The sequence below is a fragment of the Gordonia sp. GONU genome (assembly GCF_024733855.1).
Taxonomy (GTDB): Bacteria; Actinomycetota; Actinomycetes; order Mycobacteriales; family Mycobacteriaceae; genus Gordonia; species Gordonia amicalis.
This window is the reverse complement of sequence record NZ_JANRHB010000002.1, coordinates 212,250-236,135: the sequence shown is the minus strand read 5'-3', so window position 1 is coordinate 236,135 and position 23,886 is coordinate 212,250. Positions and strand designations below refer to the sequence as shown.

The following is a 23,886-nucleotide window of genomic DNA, read 5'->3' as shown; positions in this document are numbered from 1 at the left end:
AGCGATGAGCACAACTGTTGCCGGGCTCCTGCAGGTCGGGACGCTCGTCGTGATCCTGGCCGCCGTCTACGTGCCGCTGGGCGATCACATGGCGCGCGTGTACACCGGCGAACGAGACCTCGGCGTCGAGCGTCTCCTCTATCGACTTGCCCGCGTCGATCCGCGTAAGCAACAGTCCTGGGTGGGCTATGTCCTTGCCGTACTGGGATTCTCGGCGGTCTGCTTCGTGGTCCTCTACGCGATCCAGAGGATGCAGGGAGCGCTTCCGCTGTCCGACGGCAAGTCCGGTGTGTCTCCGGCGATGGCGTTCAACACTGCGATCTCCTTCGTCACCAACACCAACTGGCAGTCGTACTCACCCGAGATCGTGATGACCAACCTGACCCAGATGGCGGGACTGGCGGTACAGAACTTCGTCTCCGCCGCGGTCGGGATGGCCGTTGCCGTCGCGCTCGTCCGCGGGATCGTCAACCGCCGGGCCACCGGTGAGATCGGGAACTTCTGGGTGGATCTCGTACGCGGGGTGATCCGGATCCTGTTGCCGCTGAGCATCATCGTGGCGACGTTGCTGCTGAGTCAGGGGGTTGTGCAGTCCTGGCACAGCGGATTCGTGTGGACGACGACGGATGGTGCAGAGGTGCGCAGTGTCATCGGCCCGTTCGCTTCCCAGGAGGCGATCAAAGAACTCGGTACCAACGGCGGCGGGACATTGTCGGCGAACTCGGCGCACCCGTTCTCCAATCCCACGCCGTTCTCGAATCTGGTCGAGATCTTCGCGCTGCTGGTGATCCCGGTCTGTCTCACCCGGACCTACGGAACCCTCGTCCGGGACCGGCGCCAGGGACTGACCCTTCTCGGTGTGATGGCAGGGATCTGGACGATCATGCTCACCGCCGTATGGATCTTCGAGAGTCACCCGTCCGGGGCGGCGTCCCACGCGGCGGGCGCCATGATGGAAGGCAAAGAGGTGCGCTTCGGGATTCCGGGTTCGGCGCTGTTCGCGGTGTCGACGACCGGGACCTCGACCGGTGCCGTCAACTCCGCGCACGACAGTTTCTCCGCGGGCGGTGGAGGCGCGGTCCTGTGGAACATGCTCCTCGGCGAGGTCGCGCCCGGTGGGGTCGGATCGGGACTGTACGGAATCCTGGTGATGGCGATGATCACCGTCTTCATCGGTGGACTTCTGGTCGGCCGGTCGCCGACGTTCCTCGGAAAGCGGATCGGTCAGCCCGAGATGACAACGACGGCGCTCTATGTCCTCGTCATGCCGGCACTCGTGCTCGCGGGTACGGCGATCTCGGTGATCCTGACGGCGACGGGGGAGGCGCAAGGGAACAGCGGCGAGCCGGGAACACCCGGTGCGATCCACGGTTTCAGCGAGGTTCTCTACGCCTACGCGTCGGCGGCCAACAACAACGGCAGTGCCTTCGGCGGGCTCACGGTGACCGATGACTGGTTCCAGGCCTCCCTGGGCGTGACGATGCTGCTGGGTCGGTTCGTGCCGATCGTGCTCGTGCTCGCCCTCGCGGGCCTTCTCGCCCGGCAGCGTCCGCGCGGCCCAGTCGACGAGAGCGCAGCCGAGAGCACCGGTGTCACCGGAACCGGCCCCACCGGCGTCGCGGGACCCGGTCGCGGGCGCGCCGTGCTGGAGGCCACGTCGGCCGAACCGGTCGCACGTCCGGAGGCGCTCTCCGCCCTGCCCACGCACGGTTTCCTCTACGGGTCCCTACTCATGGCGACCATCGTGCTGGTCGCCGGACTCACCTTCTTCCCGGCCATGGCGCTGGGACCGATCGCGGAGGCGCTGCTGTGACCACACGACTGATCGACACCGACCGAGGCGCCTCCCGCGCCGAACGCGACCCGCGCCACGAACCGGAACTGGTGTCCCGCGGCGCTTTCGACCTCCGCTCACTCGTGACGTCGATGCCCCTGGCCCTGCGGAAACTGAACCCTCGTGATCAGGCACGTAACCCGGTGATGTTCGTGGTGTTCCTCGGCGCTGCCGTGACCACCGTCCTGGCGATCCTGCGCCCGTCCTGGTTCAGCTGGACCGTTGCGGCCTGGTTGTGGTTCACCGTCGTCTTCGCCGCGCTCGCCGAGGCCGTGGCCGAGGGGAGAGGGCGGGCGCAGGCCGAGAGCCTGCGAAAGATCAAGCGTGACACCGTGGCCCGTCGGTTACGAGATGGTCGGTTGGGAGACGGGGGCGTCATCGACGAGGTGCTCGGTGGTGCGTTGCGCGTCGGCGACCTCATCGTGGTGGAGGCCGGAGAGGTCATCGCCGGCGACGGGGATGTGGTCGACGGCATCGCGACCGTCGACGAATCGGCGATCACGGGTGAGTCGGCTCCCGTCGTCCGGGAGTCCGGAGGAGACCGGTCCGCGGTCACCGGCGGCACCGTCGTGCTCTCCGACCGGATCATCGTCAAGATCACGACGGCACCGGGCGAGACCTTCGTCGACCGCATGATCGCGCTGGTCGAAGGTGCGGACCGCAAGAAGACGCCCAACGAGATCGCACTCGACATTCTGCTGACGAGCCTGACGATCATCTTCCTGCTGGCGGTGGTGGCGGTCGGACCCATGCAGCAGTACGCGGGTCGGTCGCCGGACCCGGTCGGACTGATCGCGCTGCTGGTCTGCCTAATCCCGACCACCATCGGCGCGCTGCTCAGCTCGATCGGCATCGCGGGGATGGATCGGCTCGTCCAGCGCAACGTGCTCGCGATGTCGGGCCGGGCGGTCGAGGCCGCCGGGGACATCGACACCTTGCTGATGGACAAGACGGGGACCATCACCTACGGCAACCGCCGAGCCACCGCGCTGCACCCGGCCCCGGGCGTGCCCGTCGACGAACTGGCGCGGGTGGCCTCGGAGTGCAGTCTTGCCGACGACACTCCCGAGGGGCGGAGCATCGTCGAGTTGTGCCGGACCTCGTACGGGGTGGAACCGGTCGCGGAGGCCCCGACCGTCGGCGCGACGCGCCGCGAGGTGGTCGCCTTCACCGCCCAGACCCGCATGAGCGGCGTGGACCTGCACGACGCCGAGGCGACGGTGGTGTACCGCAAGGGAGCGGCCGACGCACTCGGACGCTGGGTCGCCGACTCGGCGGGAACAGTGGAACCGGCGGTCCTCGCGGACGTGGAGCGCATCTCCACCGACGGCGGTACTCCGCTCCTGGTCGGGGTGCACGAGGCGGGCCACCCCGCCCGCGTGCTCGGAGTGATCGCGTTGTCCGACGTGGTGAAGCCGGGGATGACCGCGCGATTCGCCCAGTTGCGCTCGATGGGCATCCGTACGGTCATGGTCACCGGCGACAACCCGCTCACCGCGCGCGCCATCGCGGCCGTGGCCGGGGTCGACGACTTCGTCGCCGAGGCCACCCCCGAGGACAAACTCGCCCTCATCCGTTCCGAGCAGCAGGCCGGACGCCTCGTCGCGATGACCGGAGACGGAACCAATGACGCACCCGCGCTCGCACAGGCCGACGTCGGGCTGGCGATGAACACGGGAACCTCGGCTGCAAAGGAGGCCGGCAACATGGTCGACCTCGACTCCGACCCCACCAAGCTCATCGAGGTGGTCGCGATCGGCAAGCAACTGCTCATCACCCGCGGGGCTCTCACCACCTTCTCGCTCGCCAACGACCTCGCGAAATACTTCGCGATCCTCCCGGCGATGTTCACCGCCGTCCACCCGCAGCTCGACGCCCTCAACATCATGCGTCTGCACTCGGCGGAGTCGGCGATGGTCTCGGCGGTGATCTTCAATGCGCTGATCATCGTCGCGCTCATCCCCCTCTCGTTACGGGGAGTGCGATATCGCCCGTCGTCGGCCTCGAAGCTGCTGGGGCGCAATCTGCTCGTGTACGGCCTGGGTGGCGTGCTCGCCCCCTTCGTCGGCATCTGGCTGATAGATCACGTAGTCCGTTTCCTTCCCGGGATGGGGTGAGCAAGATGAAGATGATCGTGACCGGTCTGCTCCGGCAAAGCGTCGCAGCACTGGGGATGCTCCTCGGGCTCACACTCATCCTCGGATTCGCCTATCCCGCCGCGGTGTGGGCGATCTCGCGGGTCGACTCGTCGAGTGCCGAGGGTTCCCGTCTCGTCGATGCCTCCGGATGTGTGGTGGGCTCGTCGCTCATCGGACTCGATCCACAGGTGCCGGCGGGCGGGCCGGACCCATATCTCCACGCGCGTGTCCTCGGTGCCGAGGGCGCGCCGATGGTCACCGGGGATCCCTCCGCGTCGGCGGCGAGCAATCAGGGTCCGAACAGCGTGATCCTCCTCGACAACATCGAGGATCGACGGGCGTTCATCGCCGACCGGGAGGGGGTGGCGCCGCAGGCGGTTCCGGCCGACGCCGTCACCGGATCGGGGTCAGGGCTCGACCCCCACATCAGTCCGGCATATGCCGAACTACAGGTGCCGCGACTGGCACGCGAGAATCGCCTCTCGCCGGAGGTGATCCGCTCGCTCATCGCCGCCCACACACAGGGCAGACAGTGGGGGTTCCTCGGGGAGCCCAGTGTCGACGTCCCGTCGGTGAATCTGGCGCTCGGTCACGGGCCGGCCACGTGTCACACCCGTTGACCGGCGATAGAATCGGCAGATGACCTCAGCGGCGGGACCGGTGACTTCGCCGGTCACGACACCGCAGGCGGCTTCGCGCCGGCGCTCGGACGGGCGAGGCAAACTGCAGGTCTTCCTCGGATGCGCGCCTGGTGTCGGGAAGACCTACGAGATGCTCGCGCAGGCCCGGAACCTTAGGGACGAAGGTGCCGACGTGGTGATCGCGGTCGTCGAATCACATGGGCGGCCGGCGACCGCGGCCCTCGTGGAGGGCCTGGAGGTGATCCCCAGGATCGCCCGCCCCTATCGGGGGTCGACATTCGACGAGATGGACCTCGACGCCGTCCTGGCGCGCCATCCGCAAGTGGCGCTGGTCGACGAACTCGCCCACACCAACACTCCGGGATCTCGAAATGCCAAGCGTTGGCAGGACATCGAGGAGCTCCGTGACGCCGGTATCGACGTCTGCTCGACCGTCAACATCCAGCACCTCGCCAGCCTGAACGACGTCATCGCCCAGATCACCGGCGTCGTGCAGAGGGAGACGGTGCCCGACGACGTCGTTCGCGGCGCCGACCAGATCGAGCTCGTCGACATCGACCCGCAGGCGCTACGGCAGCGCCTGTCCGCGGGCAAGGTCTACCCGAGCAGCCGGGTCGACGGGGCACTGGGCAACTACTTCCGACAGGGAAATCTCACCGCGCTGCGCGAGCTGGCGTTGCTGTGGCTGGCCGACCAGGTCGACGACAAACTCGCCGATTATCGTGCGGCGCACTCGATCACCGACACCTGGGAAGCCCGCGAGCGAGTCGTGGTGGCGATCACCGGCGGGCCGGAGTCGCCCACCCTGCTGCGTCGTGCGAGTCGTATCGCGTCGCGATCGAGCGCGGAATTACTGGCCGTGCATGTGGTCCGGGGAGACGGCCTGAGTGATCACGGCGTCGATCTCACCGCACTCAGAGAGCTCGCCGCCGGGTTCGGTGCGCGGATCCACACGGTGGTCGGTGACGACATCCCGGCCACCCTGCTGGAGTTCGCACGCGGGGTCAACGCAACGCAATTGGTCCTGGGTACGTCCCGACGGCCGCGCTGGCAGCGGATCTTCGACGAAGGTGTCGGGGCAACGGTCGTGAGCGGCAGCGGGCGCATCGACGTGCACATGGTCACGCACGACGAGACGCCACGACGACATCGACTCGACGTCCGCGACACCAGGTTCCATCGGCCGCTGAGCTGGATCCTCGCGGTGCTCGTGCCGCTGCTGGCGACCGGTGTGTTGCGGCTGCTCGATCCGTGGCTCGGGTTCACCAGCCAGTCGGCGCTGTTCTTCGTGTCGGTCCTCGCGGTGTCGATGCTCGGAGGTATCGCGCCCGCGGCATTGTCGGCGGTGGTCTCCGGTCTGCTGTTGAACTACTTCTTCACCGATCCCCGATTCACGTTCACCATCGATCAACCGGACAACCTGATCACCATCCTGGTGATGCTGCTGATCGCGACCGCCGTGGCCGCCCTGGTCGATTCGGCGACCGTACGGCGCGCCCAGGCGCGGGACGCCACGCGCGAGGCGGAACTGCTCGCGATGTTCTCCAGCGTCGTGCTCGGCGGTGCCGATGTCCCCGGTCTGCTGGAACGGCTACGCGAGACCTACGACCAGTCGGCCGTCGCCCTGGTCCGTCGTACATCGAAAACCTCTCGGACAGTGGAGGCCTGGGTCGGCGACCGCCCGCTGAACGGTCCGGACGAGGCGGACACGACGTGTTCGGTACCGGGTGAACAGTTCGAGCTGCTGCTCCGCGGGCCGAGACTCGGCGCGCGGGACCGGCGGGTGCTGGCCGCGGTCGCCGGGCAGGCGGCAGGTGCGGTCGAGCGGCACGCGCTGGAGGTCGAGGCGGCCTCCGCCGAGGCCCTGGCCCGGACCGACGAACTCAGGCGTGCGTTGCTGTCCGCGGTCGGCCACGACCTCCGCACACCGCTCGCGGCGGCCAAGGCCGCGGTGTCCAGTCTGCGCAGCGATGACGTCACCTTCAGTCCCGACGACACCGCGGAACTGCTGGCGACGGTGGACGAGTCGGTCGACCACCTGGCGGGACTCGTCGGCAATCTGCTCGACTCCTCCCGTCTCGCCGCGGGCGCCGTACGCCCCCAGATGCAGCACACGTTCCTGCCCGAGGTCGTGCACCGCGCCGCCGCCGGGGTGCAACGGCTCAACCCGGACCTCGTACTGACGATCGACCTCGGCCAGGCATGGGCATACACCGACCCGGGTCTGCTGGAACGTGCCCTCGCAAATCTCATCGACAACGCCCACCGGCACGGCGGGCCCGACGTCGAGATCACCGTCAGCGGAACCGGTGACGACCCGCCGCGCTGCGTGATCCGCGTCGTCGATCACGGGCCGGGACTGCCCACCACCGACCGCGAGCAGGTGTTCGCGGCGTTCCACCAGGGCGGCGACACCGCGGGCGCATCGTCCGGCGTGGGGCTGGGGTTGCCCGTGGCGCACGGGTTCATCACGGCGATCGGAGGAGAGTTGTCCACCGCGGACACTCCCGGCGGCGGGGCCACACTGGTCGTGAATCTGCCTACCGTGGCGGACATTCCCAGGTCGGAGGAGGGCGCCCGGTGAACGCCGACAAGAGCCGCGTCCTCGTGGTCGACGACGAGCCGCAACTGCTGCGCGCGTTGCGGATCAATCTGAATGCGCGCGGTTTCGCGGTCTCCACGGCGGCGACCGGGGCGGCGGCCCTGTCCGCGGCTGCGCGGTTCAACCCGGACGTCGTCGTCCTGGACCTCGGTCTTCCCGACATCGACGGGTTGACGGTTCTCGAGGGTCTGCGCGGGTGGACGACCGTTCCGGTCATCGTGCTCTCGGCGCGGACCGACGCGGCGGACAAGGTGGTGGCGCTCGACTCGGGGGCCGATGACTACGTCACGAAACCCTTCGGGATGGAGGAGTTCCTGGCCCGGCTGCGTGCCGCGCTGCGTCGGGGCGCGGTATCGGGGGCGACGACGGAATCGCCGGTGGTGGACGCCGGCGCGTTTGTCGTCGACCTCGGTGCGAAACAGGTGATCCGAGAGCAGGAGCCGGTCCATCTGACACCGACGGAGTGGGGAATCCTGGAGATGCTGGTCCGCCACGAAGGAAAGCTGGTGTCCCAGAGCGACATCCTGAACTCGGTCTGGGGTCCCGGATACCTCGGGCAGAGCAACTATCTACGCGTCTACCTGGCGAGTCTCCGACGGAAACTCGAAGTGGACCCGGCACATCCGCGTCACCTGATCACCGAGGCGGGAATGGGCTACCGCTTCCTGCGTTCATGATCTGCGTGCGCTCATGATCGGTGCGGCCGACATTCCGCCGGGCCTCGCGGCGCAAGCGGCGCTGGGGCCCGCCTGGGAAGACTGGCTTCGCCGGTTGCCCGCAACGGCATCGGCGCTTCTCGACGACTGGGAACTCTGTCGTGACGGCGCCGAGCTGTGGCACGGGTCCGAGTCGCTCGTGATCCCGGTGACCGACCGGGACGGCCGTCGATCCGTTCTGAAGATCGCCTTCGACGGCGACGACGAGGGTGCCCAGGAAGCACTGGGACTGCAGCACTGGGCGGGACGGGGTGCGGTGCGCATGCTGCGTGCCGACCCGCGGCTTCGGGCGCTGCTCCTCGAACGGCTCGAGCGGACGGACCTCACCTCGATCGGCGACGACGAGGCGTGTCGCGTGGTGGCAGGGCTGTACGGCGTCCTGCACATACCGGCACCCGGTCGGATGGCGCGTCTCACCACGCGCCTGGAGCGTTCGCTCGCCGGGTTGCAGTCCATGCCGCGTGACGCGCCGGTTCCGAGACAGTTTGTGGAACAGGCGCTTTCGCTCGGAAAGGACTTTCTCTCCGACGATTCCACGGTCGGTGTCGTCGTGCACGGCGACCTTCACCACGAGAACGTGCTGGCGGCTCCGTCCGGCGCGCGCCGCTGGCTGGTGATCGATCCCAAGCCGATGTCGGGGGATCCGCACTACGAACCCGCCCCGATGCTGTGGAATCGTCTCGACCTCCGAAAAGGCGATCCGCGGTACGTGATCCGGTCGCGCTTCTACACGGTCGTCGACGTCGCCGGCCTCGACCCGGACCGGGCGCGCGACTGGGTGATCATCCGGATGATCCTGAACGCGCACTGGGCGATCGAGGACGCGGAGAAGGCGGCGCGTGCCCTCACCGCCGACGACCGCGAGTGGATCACCACCTGCATCACGGTGGCCAAGGCCGTCCTCGACTGACCCTCACCGAGCGAACAGTGTTCCCAGATCCGGTATGGCGGCGGTCATCCCGGCGAGCCGGAGGCCTTGCCAGGCGGTGACCTGGTTGGCCGTCAGGACCGGCTTCCCGAATTTCTCCTCGAGTCCGGTGATCCACATCGCGGTGTGCAGTGCGGTATCCGGGATCAGGATCGCCTCGGCGTCCGGGTGATCCGCGGCCGCGATCATGTCGAAGAGGCCGTCGCCGTCGAGGATGCCGGCCTCGGCGGCGGTCTCGATGTCGTTGGCGCGCAGGCAGACGACCTCGATGCCGCCGTCGGCGAGGAATCCGATGAAGCGTGACGCCAGGGGATCGGGATAGGTGGCGGCGATCGCAACCCGCGACAGTCCGAGGTGACGGCACGCATCGACGAAGGCCAGGGAGGTCGACGACGCGGGCCGGTCGGCAAGCGCGGCGATGTCGGCGACCTGGCGTCGGGCGCCGTCGAGACCGAAGACGAAGCTTCCGGACGTGCACGCCCACATCACCGACGCCGGCTGATCCGCCTGGGCCCGACGCACGCCCTCGGCGAGACGGTCCTGTTCGCCGACGGCGGCCATCGCGTCGACGGTGTGGTCGTCGGATTCGATCTCGGTGATGGTCACCGGCAGTCGGACCGCCACACCCGCGGCCACGAGCACCGATTCGATCAACTCGTAGTCGTCCTCGGCGGCGTGGCCGGGATACAGCATCGCGACGGTGGTTGTCACTCGCACACCTCCCAGGTAGATTGTCAACAATCTACCAATCGCGACCGACGAGGGGGCGCATGTCGGACACGGCACGCTGGCTCAGCGCGATCGAACTGGCCGAGGCCTACCGTACGGGTGAGCTGACGCCCGAGGCGGTGGCGGTCGAGTTGCTCGACGCCGTCGACGAGGTCGACCCGTCCGTCAACGCATTCTGCCTCGTCGATCGGGACTCGACCCTCGCCGCAGCTCGGGCGAGCACCGCGCGGTTTCGTGCGGGAACGCCTCTGGGGCCGCTCGACGGTGTGCCCGTCACCATCAAGGACCTGTTGCTCACCAGCGGCTGGCCGACGCTGCGCGGCTCGCTGATGATCGAGCCGGATCAGATGGTCTGGGACACCGATGCCCCCGCGGTGGCGCGACTTCGCGAGGCCGGCGCGGTGATGCTGGGCAAGGTCACCACGCCGGAGTTCGGCTGGAAGGGTGTCACCGACAGCCCACGCACCGGGATCACCCGTAACCCGTGGAACGCATCGCGGACATCCGGTGGGTCGAGCGGCGGTAGTGCCGCGGCGCTGGCGGCCGGACTGGGTCCGCTGTCGGTGGGCACCGACGGTGGGGGATCGATCCGCATACCGGCGGCCTACTGCGGGGTGGTCGGATTCAAGGCGACGCTCGGACGGGTGCCGATGTATCCGCCGAGCCCGTTCGCCCCGGTCGCACACGTCGGTCCGATGACGAGGACGGTCGGGGACTGTGCGCTGCTCCTCGACGTCCTGAGCGGGCACGATCCGCGGGACTGGTCGGCACTGGCGACCCCGACCGATAGCGCCGCCGCCGCGATCGCCGACGTCCGGGATCTCTCCGATGTGCGAATCGGTTACAGTGCCGATCTCGGCTTCGGATCGAATGACCCTGGCGTGCAGGCAAATACGGACCGCGTCGTATCGGTGCTCGAACAGCTCGGCGCGACGGTGGAGAAGGTCGATCTGGAGTGGGACGATCCCGCGTGGGCATATCACATCATCTGGTACGCGGGTGCCGAGGTGGTGGTGCGGGCACTCGGGCCGGCCGCGGAGGAGAAGGTCGATCCGCTGCTACTCGAGGCGCTCGAACGTCATCGGGACCTCACGGCCGGCGACCTCGTGAGCGCGAACGCCCTGCGCATGGAGATGGGGACCAGCATGGGCCTGTTCCACGAGGAGTTCGATGTCCTTGTCGCACCGTCGATGCCCGGGGTCGCCTTCGAGGCGGGACGAACCGTGCCCGAGGGGTCGGCGTCGCCGGACTGGACGTCGTGGACGCCGTACACCTATCCGTTCAACCTCACCGGGCAGCCGGCCGTCACCGTGCCCAGTGGATTCGTCGACGGTCTGCCGACCGGAGCGCAGTTCGTCGCTGCGCGACACCGTGATACGACCGTGCTGCGGGTCGCCGCCGCCTACGAGGCGGCCGCCGGCTTCACGATGTTGGGGGATCGTCCGTGACCGAACGCGCCGACCGATTCATCACCGTGACACTCGAGAAGCGCGGAGTGACGGCGGTGGCGCGGATGCTCGACGCCGAGGCGCCGCGGACGGCAGCGGCGGTGTGGAACGCGCTACCGCTGGGTGGCCAGGTCTTCCACGGCAAGTTCGCGCGCAATGAGATCTACACGCTGCTACCGGCATTCGCGCCGGTGGAACCGGGTGCCGAGAACACTACCATCACGCCGATTCCCGGTGACCTGTGCTACTTCACGTTCGACGGTGTGCTCGACAATCCGGCCTATGGCTACGACCTCGACACCGCTCCCTCCGAACACCGGTTGCTGATCGACCTGGCCGTGTTCTACGGCCGGAACAATCTGCTGGTCAACGGCGACGTCGGGTGGGTCCCCGGCAACGTCTTCGCCACGATCACCGAAGGGCTGAGAGAATTCGCGGCTGCGTGCAACGACGTCTGGATGGGCGGCGCGCGGGGTGAAACGCTGACCTATTCGCGCCTTTCGCGGTAAGAAAGAAGGAATGACGGTGACGATCAAGGTGGATGGGGACAACCCGGGCACGGACGGCCCGGGAGGTCGACGAACCGTGTCTCACCAGGGAAAACAGCCAGGTTCGACGCGCCGTCGTGTCCTCACCCCGTTGGTACAGGAGTCGACACCGGCGATCATCGCGCGTAAGTTGCACAATGCCATTGCGAACGGTGACTTCCCGCCCGGGTCGCAGTTGACGGAGTCGGGTCTCGCCGCAGACCTGGGCGTCAGCCGCGGCCCGTTGCGTGAGGCGATGCAACGTCTCACCGCGGAGGGTCTGCTGGTCAGCCATCGCAACCGAGGCCTGTTCGTCGTCTCGATGGAGGACGACGACATCCGCGACATGTACGTCGCGCGTACGGCGGTGGAACGTGCTGCCGTGCAACAGGTCATCGCGCACCGCGAATCGGAGGCGGTGGCCGGGTTGAACGAGGCGGTGGAGGCCATGCGCGCGTTCGTAGACGAACCGAACGGCGCCGGGATGGCAGAGGCGGACATGGGATTTCACCAGACACTGGTGGAACTTGCGGAAAGCCGGCGGCTTTCGCGTCTCCACGAGACGATTCTCGTGGAGACACGAATGTGTCTGCGAGCCATGCGAGGAACATATTCATCGGGAAAGGAACGGATCGACGAACATCAGGCGTTGGTGGACGCCATCGCTGCGGGGGATTCTGCGAAGGCAGATGCACTGATGATCGAGCACATGGCCGACGGGCTGTGCCGATTGATCGGTGACGGCGACCACGCCGACGATCTCACCGCGTCCGGGAGCTGAGCGCTCGCGGTTCGAATGTCCACGGGTGGTGAAAGAGCCGCCACCGTGCACAGGGTCCACCGACACGGAGATGGCCTATCGAGGGGCGGCAGTACGGTCCCGACGACATTCAGGAAGCGCAGATGAGCGACACGACACCAGCGGATACTTATGAGCGGCTCGCCCCGGACCCGGAGTCACCCGAGGGCCGGAAACTACTCCACAAGGCCATCGGTGCCTCGGCCATCGGAAACGCCACCGAGTGGTACGACTACGGCGTCTATGCCGCGGCCTCGGTGTATCTGACCCAGGCGTTCTTCCCCGGTGATTTCGGAACCATCGGCACCATGCTGGGTTTCGCGGTCTCGTTCGTGCTGCGCCCGCTGGGCGGCATGATCTGGGGACCGATCGGCGACCGTATCGGCCGCAAATCGGTCCTCGCCATGACGATCCTGCTCATCTCGGGCGCGACTGCGCTCATCGGCCTGTTACCCACGCATGCGTCGATCGGTGCGTGGGCGCCCATCCTGTTGATCCTGCTCCGCGTGATCCAGGGCTTCTCGACCGGTGGTGAATACGGCGGGGCCGCAACATTCATGGCCGAGTATGCGCCGGACAACAAGCGCGGCAAGTACGGCTCCTTCCTCGAGTTCGGCACCCTCGCCGGTTTCTGTGGCGGCACCGCATTCGTCCTGCTTCTGCAGCTGGGGCTCACCGAGTCGCAGATGGACCAATGGGGCTGGCGCATCCCGTTCCTGTTCGCCCTGCCGATGGGCCTGATCGGCCTGTACCTGCGGTCGCAGATGGACGACACCCCGGTGTTCCAGGAACTGGAGCAGGAGAACGAGATCACGGGTACGGCGTGGACGCGCTTCAAGGATCTGATCGTCAACTATCGGCGACCGATCCTGACGATGTTCGGCATGGTCATCGCGCTCAACGTCGCCAACTACACGCTGCTGGCGTATCAGCCGACCTATCTCCAGAACACGATCAACCTGTCCGAGACCTCGGCGAGCGTCGTCAACCTGATCGGGCAGCTCGTGATGATGTTGCTCATCCCGTTCTTCGGCTGGTGGTCGGATTCGACCGGACGCAAGCCCATGTGGTGGGGATCGCTCACCGGACTGTTCGTCCTCGCCTTACCGCTGTACTGGCTCATGGGCCAGGGATTCGCCTGGGCCATAGTCGCATTCGTCATCCTGGGGGTGCTCTACATCCCACAGCTGGCCACCATCTCGGCGACCTTCCCGGCGATGTTCCCGACGCAGGTCCGGTATGCGGGCTTCGCGATCTCCTACAACGTCGCGACCGCCGCCTTCGGTGGTACGGCACCGCTGGTCAACGACGCCGTCGTCGAGAACACCGACTGGAACCTCTTCCCGGCTGCGTACATGATGGGTGCCTGCGCCATCGGCATGATCGCTCTCCTGTTCCTGAAGGAGACCGCGGGGTGCTCGATCCGCGGGACCGAGATCCCCAGCAAGGAGAACGACTTCCACGAGTTGCAGAAGTCGCCGGTGGGTTGATCGGTGATCGGGGGGCTTCGACGCGGCGCCTCGCTGCGCTCGGTGCCGGCTCAGCCGGCGGTGGTCGGCGCCTCGCTGCGCTCGGTGCCGGCTCAGCCGGCGGTGGTCGGTGCCTCGCTGCGCTCGGTGCCGGCTCAGCCGGCGGTGGGCCCTAGCCCAGCAACCTCAGCCCGGCGAGCGTGTACGCCTTTGCCGCAGTGACCAGATCTGCGATGGCGACCGACTCGTCGGGCTGATGTGCGTCGGTGTTGATGTTGCCCGGTCCCAGCACGATCGTCGGGATGCCGAGGTCGCGGCTGACGAAGCCGCCGTCGCAGGCGGCGCTCCATCCGCCGACGGAGGTCGCGGCCCCGGCATCGGTGACCGAGCCGACGGCCACGCTGACGAGCGGATGGTCGGCGGCGGTTGCGAAACCCGGCATCTCCATGGTGACGCGGACATCGACGGTGATGCCGTCGGTGTCGATCTTGCTGTCGCGGATGGTCCTTCGGAGATTCTCGGCGATGGCGAGCGGGTCCTCGTCGGGCATCAGGCGACGGTCGATGCCGAGTGAGCAGGTCGGCGCGACGACCGAGATGCCCTGGCCGCCGTGGATGGTGCCGACATTCCAGGTGCCGCAGCCGAGGAGATCGTCGAGGGTTTCGGCGAGGTGGTCGTGATCGGTGCGGATGATCTCGACGATCGCCGCCGCTGCGTCGATGGCATTGCGTCCGTCGGCCGGCCGGCCGGAGTGCGCGGCGCGCCCGGTCACCTCGATCTCGATGTACGACGCCCCCCGGCACCCGCGGACGATCTGCATGTCCGTCGGCTCGGCGACGATGCAACCGAGGAAGTCGTGATCGGCGGGTCGGCCGACGAAGTCACGCACGCCGATACCGTGCTCCTCCTCGTCGACCGTGCAGACCAGGCGTACGGGACCGGAGAGTTCGATGCCGAATTCCCGTGCCCGCGAGAGCACGGTCATGGCCGCCACGACGGATGCGATCCCGCCCTTCATGTCGGTGGTGCCGCGTCCGACGAGGCGTCCGTCACGAGTCCGCACGGTATACGGGTCGGCGGTCCAGTTGGGGCCGGCGGGCACGACGTCGGAGTGGCCGAGGAACATCAGTCCCGGTCCGTCGCCGCCGGGGAGGGTGGCGACCAGGTTGGGCCGCCCGACCGCGACCTCGTGGGTGTCGACGGCGAGCCCGAGGGCACGACACGCCTTTTCCAGGACCTCGACGGCCAAAGCCTCGGTGCCGCCCGGATTCTCACTCGGCGCCTCCACCAGCGCGGTGGTGAGCGCGGTGATCGCGGCCTCGTCGATCAGATCGACGAGCGACTGCTCGGCCGGACTCAGCTCAGGTTCGTGTTCACCGCTCACCGGGCCATCTTCTCAAGACTCGACGTGAGGCGTCGAATGCCTTCGTCGATCCGTTCCGGCGTGCTCGACGCGAAGCACAGGCGCATCGAGTTCCGGAACCGGCCGCCCGGCGACAGTGCCGGGCCCGGGATGAACGCGACACCGTCGGCCAGGGCGATCTCGAACAGCTCGCGGGTGTCGATCTCGGCGAACTCCTCGCGCAGCGTGACCCACAGGAAGAAGCCACCCTCCGGGGCGGTGGTGACCACGCGGTCGCCGAGGTGACGCTCGATGGAGTCGAGCATGGCGTCCTTGCGTTCGCGATACAGCGAGCGAATGCCGGCGAGGTGGTCCTCGAGACCGCCGCGCGCGATGTATTCGGCGACGATGTGCTGGTTGGGCACGTTGGTGCAGGTGTCCATGGCCTGCTTGCCGTTGATGAGCAGCTGCCGCAGTGACGGGTCGGCGTCGACCCAGCCGACGCGCCACCCCGGCGCCAGGATCTTGGAGAAGGTCCGGACCGAGAAGATCAGGGGATCGCCGGGGCTCAGCGTCTGGAAGGTCGGGATGTCGGTGCCGGCGAAACGCAGCAGCCCGTACGGGTCGTCGTCGATGATCACCGCACCCCAGGTGTGCGCCAGGCGCAGCAGTTCGCGGCGTCGTTCCTCCGACATCGTGACGCCAGAGGGGTTCTGGAACGTGGGGATCGTGTAGATCGCCTTGGGGGTCTTGTGGGTGTGCGCGACCAGATCTGCGAGCTGATCGACCTGCATGCCGTCGTCGTCGACGGGCACCTCGAGGAGCTGGGCTCCGTAGGAGAGGGCGGTCGCGCTGCCGTTGGTGTAGGTCGGGGATTCGACGACGACCAGGTCGCCGGGATCGACGAAGAGCTTGCAGGCCAGGTCGAGGCCCTGCATGCCGCCGGTGGTGATCACCAGACGATCGTGTGTCGACGGGTCGGGTGTGGTCGCGAGGTAGTCGACGAGCAGCTGCAGCAGCCGAGGCTCGCCCTCGGTGGCGCCATAGGTGAACGACGTGTGATCCAGGATCTCGCCGGCGATCTGCCGGAACTCGTCGGCGGGAACGGCCTCATCGGCCGGGGACCCCATCGCGAAGCGCACGATGTCGTGGGACTGTGCGGCCAGCAGTGAGGTCGACGAGTCGATCATCGACCCGACCAGATCCTTCGTCCGCCCGGCAAGAGGGAGCGTGGGACCGGAATGACGCACGTCGTTCACGGTTTCGGTCGTTGTGGTCATGTCATGCACCTCGTCTCACCAGGCCTTCGTGGCTCGTCGCTTGCGCTTCTCGCACCTCAGGCAGCGGTTGGGTTGTCGTGTGTTCCTTGTTCGTCAGGTGGCGGTGGTCATTTCTGGATCAGTTCCCGCGGGAACGACGTGAAGCACTCGACGCCGGTGGGGCTGACCCGGACCGACTCGGAGAGCTCGAAACCGTAGTTGTCCATCCACATTCCGCAGACGATGTGGAAGGTCATGTTGGTCTCGAGGACGGTCTCGTCCTCGGTGCGGATGCTGATGGTGCGCTCACCCCAGTCCGGCGGATACCCGATGCCGATCGAATAGCCCAGACGTGAGGGCTTCTCGAGGCCGTACTTGGCGAGGGTCCAGTTCCAGGTGGAGGCGAGTTCGCGGGTCGCCACTCCCGGCCTGATCGCCTCGAGGACGTTGTTCAGGCCTTCGGCGGTCGCCTTTGCGACGTAGTCGAGTTCCTTGTGCGGCTTACCCAGCGACACGGTCCGCGCGAGCGGGCAGTGGTATCGGTTGTGCGCGCCGGTCAGTTCGATGACCACCGCTTCGTCCTCGACGAAGGTGCCCTGATGCCAGGTCAGATGGGGGGTGTCGGCTGCTGCACCGGTCGGCATCATCGGCACGATCGCCGGATAGTCACCACCATAATCCGGTGTCCCGGTGATCTGTGCCTGCGAGATCGCCGCGGCCGCATCGCATTGCCGCACACCGATCTCGATGGTGTCGATGGCCGCACGCATGGCCTCCGAACACACCATCCCGGCCTGTCGCATCAACTGGACCTCGGCTTCGGACTTCACCGATCGCACCCAGTTGACGAGTTCGAAGTTGTCGACGAGCTTCCACTCCGGGATCGCGTTGTGCAGCGCCCGATATGCCTTGGGGGAGAAGAAGTGCGAATCCATCTCCAGGCCGACCGAACCCCCGCGCGACGCAGGGGCGATGGCGTGGCGTTGCCGGAGCGACCACGCCACCCAGTCGAAGGGATGAACGTGCGGGCGGTGCACGTAGCTCTCCGGGTACCCGACGATCTGGTCGTCCGCCAACCACGTCGTGCGGTGTGCGCCACGGGCATCCATCTCCCGGGCGTAGAAGACCATCTCGCCCTCGATCGGGACGAACAGCATCTGCGGGGTGTAGAACGACCACGCGTTGTACCCGATCAGATAGAAGATATTGGCCGGATCGGTGACGATGATCGCCGACAACCCCTGACGGTCCATGAGTTCGCGGACCCGTGTCAGGCGCTGGTCGTACTCGCTGTCGGTGAACAGCTGAGTCCCGAGGTACATGGGCTTGCTGCTCCTTGCTCACACGTCGGTGGTCGGGTGCCGGACGGTCGTTCCGGGCAATGGATCTCCGGATCAGCGACGGATCGGGGTCGCCGTGTACTTCATGTCGAGGAACTCCTCGATGCCCACGCGGCCACCCTCACGGCCGAGGCCGGATTCCTTGACACCACCGAACGGAGCGGCCGGATTCGACACGATGCCGGTGTTCACCCCGACCATACCGGCTTCGAGCGCAGCCGACAGCCGAGCGCAGCGGTCGACGTCCTGGCTGAAGAAGTACGCGACGAGGCCCCACGCGGTATCGTTGGCGAGTGAGATCACCTCGTCGTCCGCGGCCGGGTCGAGGGGATTGTCGGCGTCGCCGAACGGGATGATCGCCGCGACCGGGCCGAAGATCTCGTTGCGCACCAGGTCGGCGTCGAGTCCGACCCCGGTCAGCACCGTGGGCGGGTAGAAGTAGCCGGGACCTTCGATGGCCTGCCCACCGCACGCGACCGTGGCGCCCTTGGACACCGCGTCGTCGACCAGCGAGGAGACCTTCGCAACGGCCTTCGGCTCGACGAGAGGCCCGACCTGCGTGCCCTCGGCTGCGCCGTCGCCGACCTTCAGGGCGGCCATCTTCGCCGTGAACGCCTCGGTGAACTCGTCGATCACGCTGCGATGCACGAAGACCCGGTTCGCCGCGGTGCACGCCTGACCGGTGTTGCGCATCTTGGCCAGCATGAGACCGTCGACGGCACGGGCGATGTCGGCGTCGGCGCACACGATGAACGGGGCATTGCCGCCGAGCTCCATCGAGGTGCGCATGACGGTCCCGGCGGCCTGCCGCAGCAACGTCTTCCCGACCTCGGTCGATCCGGTGAAGCTGACCTTGCGGGCGACTCCGCTGTCCATCCATTCGGTGACCACCGTCGACGGATTCGTGGTGGTCACGACGTTGAGCACGCCAGCGGGCAGACCCGCCTCGACGAGGATGTCCGCCAGCAGGAGGGTGGTCAGCGGGGTGAGCTCGGCGGGCTTGAGGACCATCGTGCAGCCGGCGGCGACGGCAGGCCCGATCTTGCGGGTCCCCATGGCCAGCGGGAAGTTCCACGGTGTGATCAGGATGCACGGACCGACGGGCTGCCTGCTCACCACGATGCGGTGGCCGCCGTCGCCGGTGGTGGTGTGGTCGCCGCCGATCCGGACGGCCTCCTCGGCGAACCACCGGAAGAACTCGGCGCCGTAGGCGACCTCGCCCTTGGCCTCCGCCAGCGGCTTGCCCATCTCGGCGGTCATCACGGAGGCGATCTCGTCTGCCCGGTCCATGATGAGTTGGTATGCACGGTAGAGGATCTCGCTGCGACCGCGCGGTGAGGTGGCCGCCCACTCGGCCTGATGCGCGGCTGCGGTCTCGAGTGCGCGGCGGGCGTCGGAGGCGTCGGCGTCGGCGACCCGGGCGAGCACCTCGCCGGTCGCCGGGTTGAGCACGTCGAACCGGTCGCCCGCGGCGGCCGGAATCCATTCACCGTCGATGAACAGGTCGGTGTGGATGGACGAGATGGCGTCGGGGACCTGGTGGGTGGCGATGGCCGTCATGGTCGGGCTCTCCTCGGTTCTCGGGTGGTCTGTCGGGGTTCTGATGCGGCGGTGAGAAGTTCGGCGAGGTGGACACCGCGGACCTCCCGTGCGCCGGCGAGTCCGTCGTCGACCGTGGCGAGGTGTTCCACCGCCATCGCGCAACTGAATCCGTCGGTGATGACGGGCCGGTGCGGGTCGTCGCGCAGCGCCGGGGCGAGCCCGTTCTCCGCGACGGCCATGCTGACCTCGTAGTGACCCTTCTCGAAACCGAAGTTACCTGCCACACCACAGCATCCGTCGGCGGAGTGCACGGCGACACCGAGCGCTTCGAGAGCGGCGGTGCCGGTGCGGGCGCCGAAGACCGCGTACTCGTGGCAGTGCGTCTGGAGGGTGACCTCCTCGGGTAGCGCCGGCGGTCGCCATCCCGCGTCGAGCAGGGTCGGCAGGTATGCGGCGAAACTCCGGACCCGCGCCGCCACGCGACGAGCGCTGTCGGTGGGGACGAGTTCGGGCAGGTCCTTGGCCAGTGCGGCAGCACAACTCGGTTCCGGCACCACGATGGGACGGTCGGTGCCGTCGTCGAGAGTCGCAGCGGTGCGTCGAAGTGTCCGGCGGGCCTTGTCCAGCTGGCCGGTGGAGATCCAGGTGAGCCCGCAGCAGTTGTCGGCCGAACACCCCACCCGGTCACCCGTCGCGCCGAGAACCTCGGTGACCGCCGAAGCGACCTGGGGGCGGAAGGCGCGGGTGAAGGAGTCGACGAACAGGATGACCTGCGAGGTCGGGGACACCGGCGCGAGTGCGTCGAGATGGGTCCTGCGGGCGCGTCGGGTCGAGAACGACGGCATCGTCCGGCGCGGATCGATGCCGCCCGCGCGTGCGGCGAGACGGCTGATCTTGGACGACAGCGCGCGATTGACCAGTGGTGCCGCGATCCCCGCCGCCGACAGCCAGGCCGGCATCCAGCCCAGCGAGTAATGCGACAGCGGGCGGATGCGGCGACGGTAGTGATGGTGGAGGAACTCCGACTTGTAGGTCGCCATGTCGACGCCGGTCGGGCAGTCCGTCGAACATGCCTTGCAGGACAGGCACAATTCGAGGGCTTCGGCGACCTCGGGGAATCGCCATCCGTCGTCGACCGACGGCGCGGTGCGCACCATGTCCTGCAGGACACGGGCGCGACCCCGCGTGGAGTCCTTCTCGTCCCGGGTCGCGCGATAGCTCGGGCACATGACACCGGTGGTGTCGGCCCGGCACCGGCCGACGCCGATACAGCCCTGAACTGCATGGACGAAGGGGTCCAGTAGCGGCAGCTCGGTAGAACCACCCCGGAGATGCGCCCCTGAGGGAGTCGTCGAGGACGTGGTGTCGTCGACGCCGCTGCTGAGGGCGAATTTCGGGGGCGTATCTCGGGAACCGTGGCCGAGGTGGAACGCGGTGGGCCAGGCCCGGCGCGGGACATCGGCGAGAGCGAGGTCGGCGGTGATCGACGGTGGGTCGATGATGCTGCCCGGGTTGAGGGTCCCGGCCGGGTCCCAGATCGACTTGAACCGCGCGAAGGCCGCCATCATCGCGGGTGAGTACATGATCGGGAGCAGCGCCGAGCGGGCGCGTCCGTCGCCGTGCTCCCCGGACAGCGAACCGCCATGACGGACAACCAGTTCGGCGGCCGCGGTGCAGAAGTGCTCCATCACGGCGCGTCCCTCGGGCGTGCGCAGGTCGAACGTGATGCGCACGTGCATGCACCCGGCGCCGAAGTGGCCGTACATCACGCCGGTCAGGCGGTGATGGTCGAGCAGTTCGGCGAAGTCGTCGAGGTAGTCGGCCAGGCGCTCGGGGGCGACCGCCGCGTCCTCCCAGCCGGGCCAGGATTCGTAGTTCCCGCCGATGCTCTCGTCGTCGGGGTCGGCCAGTCGGGACGACAGTCCGGCGCCGTCCTCACGGACGCGCCACAGGGCCTTGCGCCGCACCGGGTCGTCGACGACGGTGGCGCCGATCATCCGGCCCTGCCCACGCAGGTGGTCGAGGAGGCGCTTCGCGGTCGCGGGGACGTCGTCTTCCCCCTGCGCCGCAGCGCTTTCGGAGTCGACGTCGATGAACAACCAGGCCGAACCCTCGGGGAGTCCGGCGACGGTGTCCCGGCCGCGGCGCGCGGCCATCGTCGCGACGATCTTCCGGTCGATGCCCTCGATGGCCGATGGCGAGAACGGGAGGATCGCGGGTACGTCGCGAGCGGCGTCCGACGGGGAGTCATAGCCGACGCAGAGCAGGAGCTGGGAGGTCGCGACCGGAACGAGCCGCACCTTGGCCGACACCACGATCGCGCATGTCCCCTCGCTGCCGACGAGTGCACGCGCGACGTCGAAACCGTTCTCCGGCAACAGTCGTGCGAGGTGGTAACCCGAGACCTGACGCGGGATGGTCCCGAGTTCCGTGCGCAGGATCGCCAGATTGGCGGCGGCGAGATCACCGAGGGAGGCACTGATCTCGGTTGCGCGGGCGACCGCGGCGGCGTCGCCGGGGTCGGTGGCGTACAACCCGTCCCGGGTCGCGGTGAGCAGGACACCGTCCGCGGTAACGAGGTGGAGCTCGATGACGTGGTCACTGGTACGTCCGTACCGGACTGAGTGGTTACCGCAGGCGTCGTTCCCGATCGCGCCGCCGAGTGTCGCCCGCGACGCCGACGAGGGGTCGGGCGCGAAGGTGAGCCGGCCGCCGGTCGCTGCACGGGCACGTGCCGCCAGCGTGGTCAGCACGATGCCCGAACCGGCCACCGCGCTGGAGGTCTCGGCGTCGATCGACAGCACACGGTCGAGGTGACGGGACAGGTCGATGACGACGCCATCGCCGATGGCGTTGCCCGCCATCGATGTACCGCCACCGCGCACGACGACCGGGACTCCCAGATCGTGACAGCGGGCCACGATGATGGCGACCTCACGCGCGGACCGCGGGAATGTCACGGCCAGCGGCGGGATGCGGTAATTCGAGGCGTCGTAGGAGTATTCGGCCAGGCGCCGGGGCGACGCGTCGGCATCGATGCCGAGGTCGGTGAGTTCGACCGCGATGTCCACCGGCCTAACCCAGTGCGGCATGCAACGCTGCGCCGAACCGTGCGACGCCGAGGTCGATCTCGTCGGCGGTCACGACGAGTGCCGGGATGAGTCGGACGACGTTGGCCGAGGGGCCGCAGGTCAGCGTCAACAGACCCTGGGCCGTGGTGGCCTGCTGCACCGCGACGGCGGCAGCGGCGTCGGGCACGGTGTTGCCGGCCGCGTCGGTGGTGATGAACTCGATGCCGGCCATCAGACCGAGGCCGCGGACGTCGCCGACGCCCGGGAATCGTGCACACACCTCACGCAGGCCGGCGAGCATCTGCTCGCCGCGCACGCGGGCGTTCTCCACGAGTCCCTCGGCCTCGATGACCTCGAGGGTCGCGATGGCAGCCGCCGCGGCCACGGCATTGCCGCCGTATGTACCGCCCTGCGAGCCCGGCCACGCCTTGCTCATCAGCTCGGTCGGCGCGGCGATCGCCGAGATCGGGAAACCGGAGGCCAGGCCCTTTGCGGTGATGATGATGTCGGGAGTCAATCCCTCGGCGTGCTGGTGGCCCCAGAACCTGCCCGTGCGACCGAAGCCGGCCTGCACCTCGTCGAGGATGAGCAGGATGCCGTGCCGGTCGGCGCGTTCGCGCAGCCCCTGGAGGAAGCGAGGCGGAGTCGGCAGGTAACCGCCGTCGCCGAGGACGGGTTCGATGAGGAACGCGGCGGTGTCGTTGGGGGCGACGCGCGACTGCAGGAGGTAGTCGAGCTCGCGCAGCGCGAAGTCGACGGCGGTGTCGGTGTCCCAGCCGTAGCGGAAGGCATAGGGGAACGGCGCCATGTGGACGCCGCTCATCAACGGGGAGAAGCCGGCCGAGAATCGCGTCCCCGCCGTGGTCAGGCTCGCCGCGGCCACCGTGCGGCCGTGGAATCCGCCCTGGAAGACGATGATGTTCGGCTTGGCGGTCGCCATCCGGGCGAGACGAATCGCGGCTTCGACAGCTTCCGAACCGGAGTTGGCGTAGAAGACAGAGTCCAGGCCTGCCGGGAGGACCGCACCCAGACGTTCGGTCAGCTCCAGCAGCGGCGGATGCAGAACCGTCGTGTACTGGGCGTGGATCACCTTGGCGCACTGGGCCTGTGCGGCCGCGACCACATGCGGGTGGCAGTGACCGGTGCTGGTGACCCCGATGCCGGTGGTGAAGTCGAGGTAGTCGCGGCCGTCGGTGCCGTGAATCCAGGACCCCAGGGCATGGTCGACGACGACGGGCGTCGCCTGTTTGAGCGCAGGACTGAGCGAGGCGGTCTGATGGGTGCGGGTGGGGGAGTCAACGCCGGCAGTCATGGGTACACCGTGACGGGAGATCGTACGATTGTCAACAATGTGACAGTCAGCGGTGGTGGGGGTCCTTTCGATACGGCTCCTCGCTGCGCTCGTCGCCTACTCAAGGAGCGGGAGGGCTCCGTTGTCAACCGGAGGTCCGGCTTGGAGGTTGAGCCGGTAGCGAGCGGAGCGAGCCACCGCGTCGAAACC

Annotated in this window: 17 protein-coding genes; 10 read left to right on the top strand and 7 right to left on the bottom strand. The window is 67.9% G+C overall.

From position 1 onward, the window contains the following. The first annotated feature begins 4 nt into the window (after window positions 1-4). The 6 genes from kdpA to NWF34_RS03000 are packed head-to-tail and all read left to right on the top strand — an operon-like array spanning window position 5 to window position 8,841. Window positions 5-1,813, top strand: coding sequence for a potassium-transporting ATPase subunit KdpA (gene kdpA, locus NWF34_RS03025; RefSeq protein ID WP_096274668.1), 1,809 nt, complete (start codon window positions 5-7; stop codon window positions 1,811-1,813). Continuing rightward, window positions 1,810-3,951: a potassium-transporting ATPase subunit KdpB gene (gene kdpB / locus NWF34_RS03020; protein ID WP_096274667.1), complete on the top strand. Its 2,142-nt coding sequence runs from the start codon at window positions 1,810-1,812 to the stop codon at window positions 3,949-3,951. The genes kdpA and kdpB overlap by 4 nt, the downstream gene beginning before the upstream one ends. A gap of 5 nt (window positions 3,952-3,956) precedes the next feature. Further along, on the top strand, window positions 3,957-4,592 hold the full coding sequence (locus tag NWF34_RS03015) for a potassium-transporting ATPase subunit C (RefSeq protein ID WP_096275018.1): 636 nt from the start codon (window positions 3,957-3,959) through the stop codon (window positions 4,590-4,592). A gap of 19 nt (window positions 4,593-4,611) precedes the next feature. Then, the gene (locus NWF34_RS03010; RefSeq protein WP_232513025.1) at window positions 4,612-7,197 is read left to right on the top strand and encodes a sensor histidine kinase KdpD; all 2,586 of its coding nucleotides are present in this window, start codon (window positions 4,612-4,614) and stop codon (window positions 7,195-7,197) included. After that, window positions 7,194-7,892: a response regulator gene (locus NWF34_RS03005; RefSeq protein WP_096274666.1), complete on the top strand. Its 699-nt coding sequence runs from the start codon at window positions 7,194-7,196 to the stop codon at window positions 7,890-7,892. Before NWF34_RS03010 ends, NWF34_RS03005 begins: the two co-directional genes overlap by 4 nt. A gap of 13 nt (window positions 7,893-7,905) precedes the next feature. Next, on the top strand, window positions 7,906-8,841 hold the full coding sequence (locus tag NWF34_RS03000) for an aminoglycoside phosphotransferase family protein (protein WP_096274665.1): 936 nt from the start codon (window positions 7,906-7,908) through the stop codon (window positions 8,839-8,841). Window positions 8,842-8,844: 3 nt separating this feature from the next. Here NWF34_RS03000 and NWF34_RS02995 read toward each other — a convergent pair whose 3' ends face one another. Next, window positions 8,845-9,570: a hypothetical protein gene (locus NWF34_RS02995; protein WP_006438126.1), complete on the bottom strand. Its 726-nt coding sequence runs from the start codon at window positions 9,568-9,570 to the stop codon at window positions 8,845-8,847. 59 nt (window positions 9,571-9,629) lie between these two features. Between NWF34_RS02995 and NWF34_RS02990 the strand changes: the two genes are divergently transcribed. The 4 genes from NWF34_RS02990 to NWF34_RS02975 all read left to right on the top strand — a co-directional run bounded on the left by NWF34_RS02990 (window position 9,630) and on the right by NWF34_RS02975 (window position 13,852). Then, entirely contained in the window at window positions 9,630-11,036 is a 1,407-nt protein-coding gene (locus NWF34_RS02990) for an amidase (protein WP_006438125.1), read from the top strand. Continuing rightward, window positions 11,033-11,545, top strand: coding sequence for a DUF3830 family protein (locus tag NWF34_RS02985; protein ID WP_006438124.1), 513 nt, complete (start codon window positions 11,033-11,035; stop codon window positions 11,543-11,545). Before NWF34_RS02990 ends, NWF34_RS02985 begins: the two co-directional genes overlap by 4 nt. 10 nt (window positions 11,546-11,555) lie before the next feature. After that, window positions 11,556-12,344, top strand: coding sequence for a GntR family transcriptional regulator (locus NWF34_RS02980; protein ID WP_096274664.1), 789 nt, complete (start codon window positions 11,556-11,558; stop codon window positions 12,342-12,344). A gap of 122 nt (window positions 12,345-12,466) precedes the next feature. Next, complete coding sequence (locus tag NWF34_RS02975; protein ID WP_258324219.1) at window positions 12,467-13,852, top strand: MFS transporter; 1,386 nt, start codon at window positions 12,467-12,469, stop codon at window positions 13,850-13,852. Between the two features lie 151 nt (window positions 13,853-14,003). Here the strand turns inward: NWF34_RS02975 and NWF34_RS02970 are convergent, their stop codons facing one another. The 6 genes from NWF34_RS02970 to NWF34_RS02945 form a co-directional block, all read right to left on the bottom strand. Beyond that, entirely contained in the window at window positions 14,004-15,215 is a 1,212-nt protein-coding gene (locus NWF34_RS02970; RefSeq protein ID WP_258324218.1) for a M20 family metallopeptidase, read from the bottom strand. Then, window positions 15,212-16,453, bottom strand: a complete 1,242-nt coding sequence (locus NWF34_RS02965; protein WP_006438120.1) for a PLP-dependent aminotransferase family protein — start codon at window positions 16,451-16,453, stop codon at window positions 15,212-15,214. The genes NWF34_RS02970 and NWF34_RS02965 overlap by 4 nt, the downstream gene beginning before the upstream one ends. 107 nt (window positions 16,454-16,560) lie before the next feature. Continuing rightward, window positions 16,561-17,754 (bottom strand): M24 family metallopeptidase, encoded by a 1,194-nt coding sequence (locus NWF34_RS02960; protein WP_006438119.1) that lies wholly within the window; start codon window positions 17,752-17,754, stop codon window positions 16,561-16,563. Between the two features lie 72 nt (window positions 17,755-17,826). After that, on the bottom strand, window positions 17,827-19,332 hold the full coding sequence (locus NWF34_RS02955; RefSeq protein WP_258324217.1) for an NAD-dependent succinate-semialdehyde dehydrogenase: 1,506 nt from the start codon (window positions 19,330-19,332) through the stop codon (window positions 17,827-17,829). After that, window positions 19,329-22,406: an FAD-binding and (Fe-S)-binding domain-containing protein gene (locus tag NWF34_RS02950; RefSeq protein ID WP_258324216.1), complete on the bottom strand. Its 3,078-nt coding sequence runs from the start codon at window positions 22,404-22,406 to the stop codon at window positions 19,329-19,331. The genes NWF34_RS02955 and NWF34_RS02950 overlap by 4 nt, the downstream gene beginning before the upstream one ends. Beyond that, complete coding sequence (locus NWF34_RS02945; protein WP_159405264.1) at window positions 22,390-23,697, bottom strand: aspartate aminotransferase family protein; 1,308 nt, start codon at window positions 23,695-23,697, stop codon at window positions 22,390-22,392. Before NWF34_RS02945 ends, NWF34_RS02950 begins: the two co-directional genes overlap by 17 nt. Window positions 23,698-23,886: the final 189 nt, after the last annotated feature.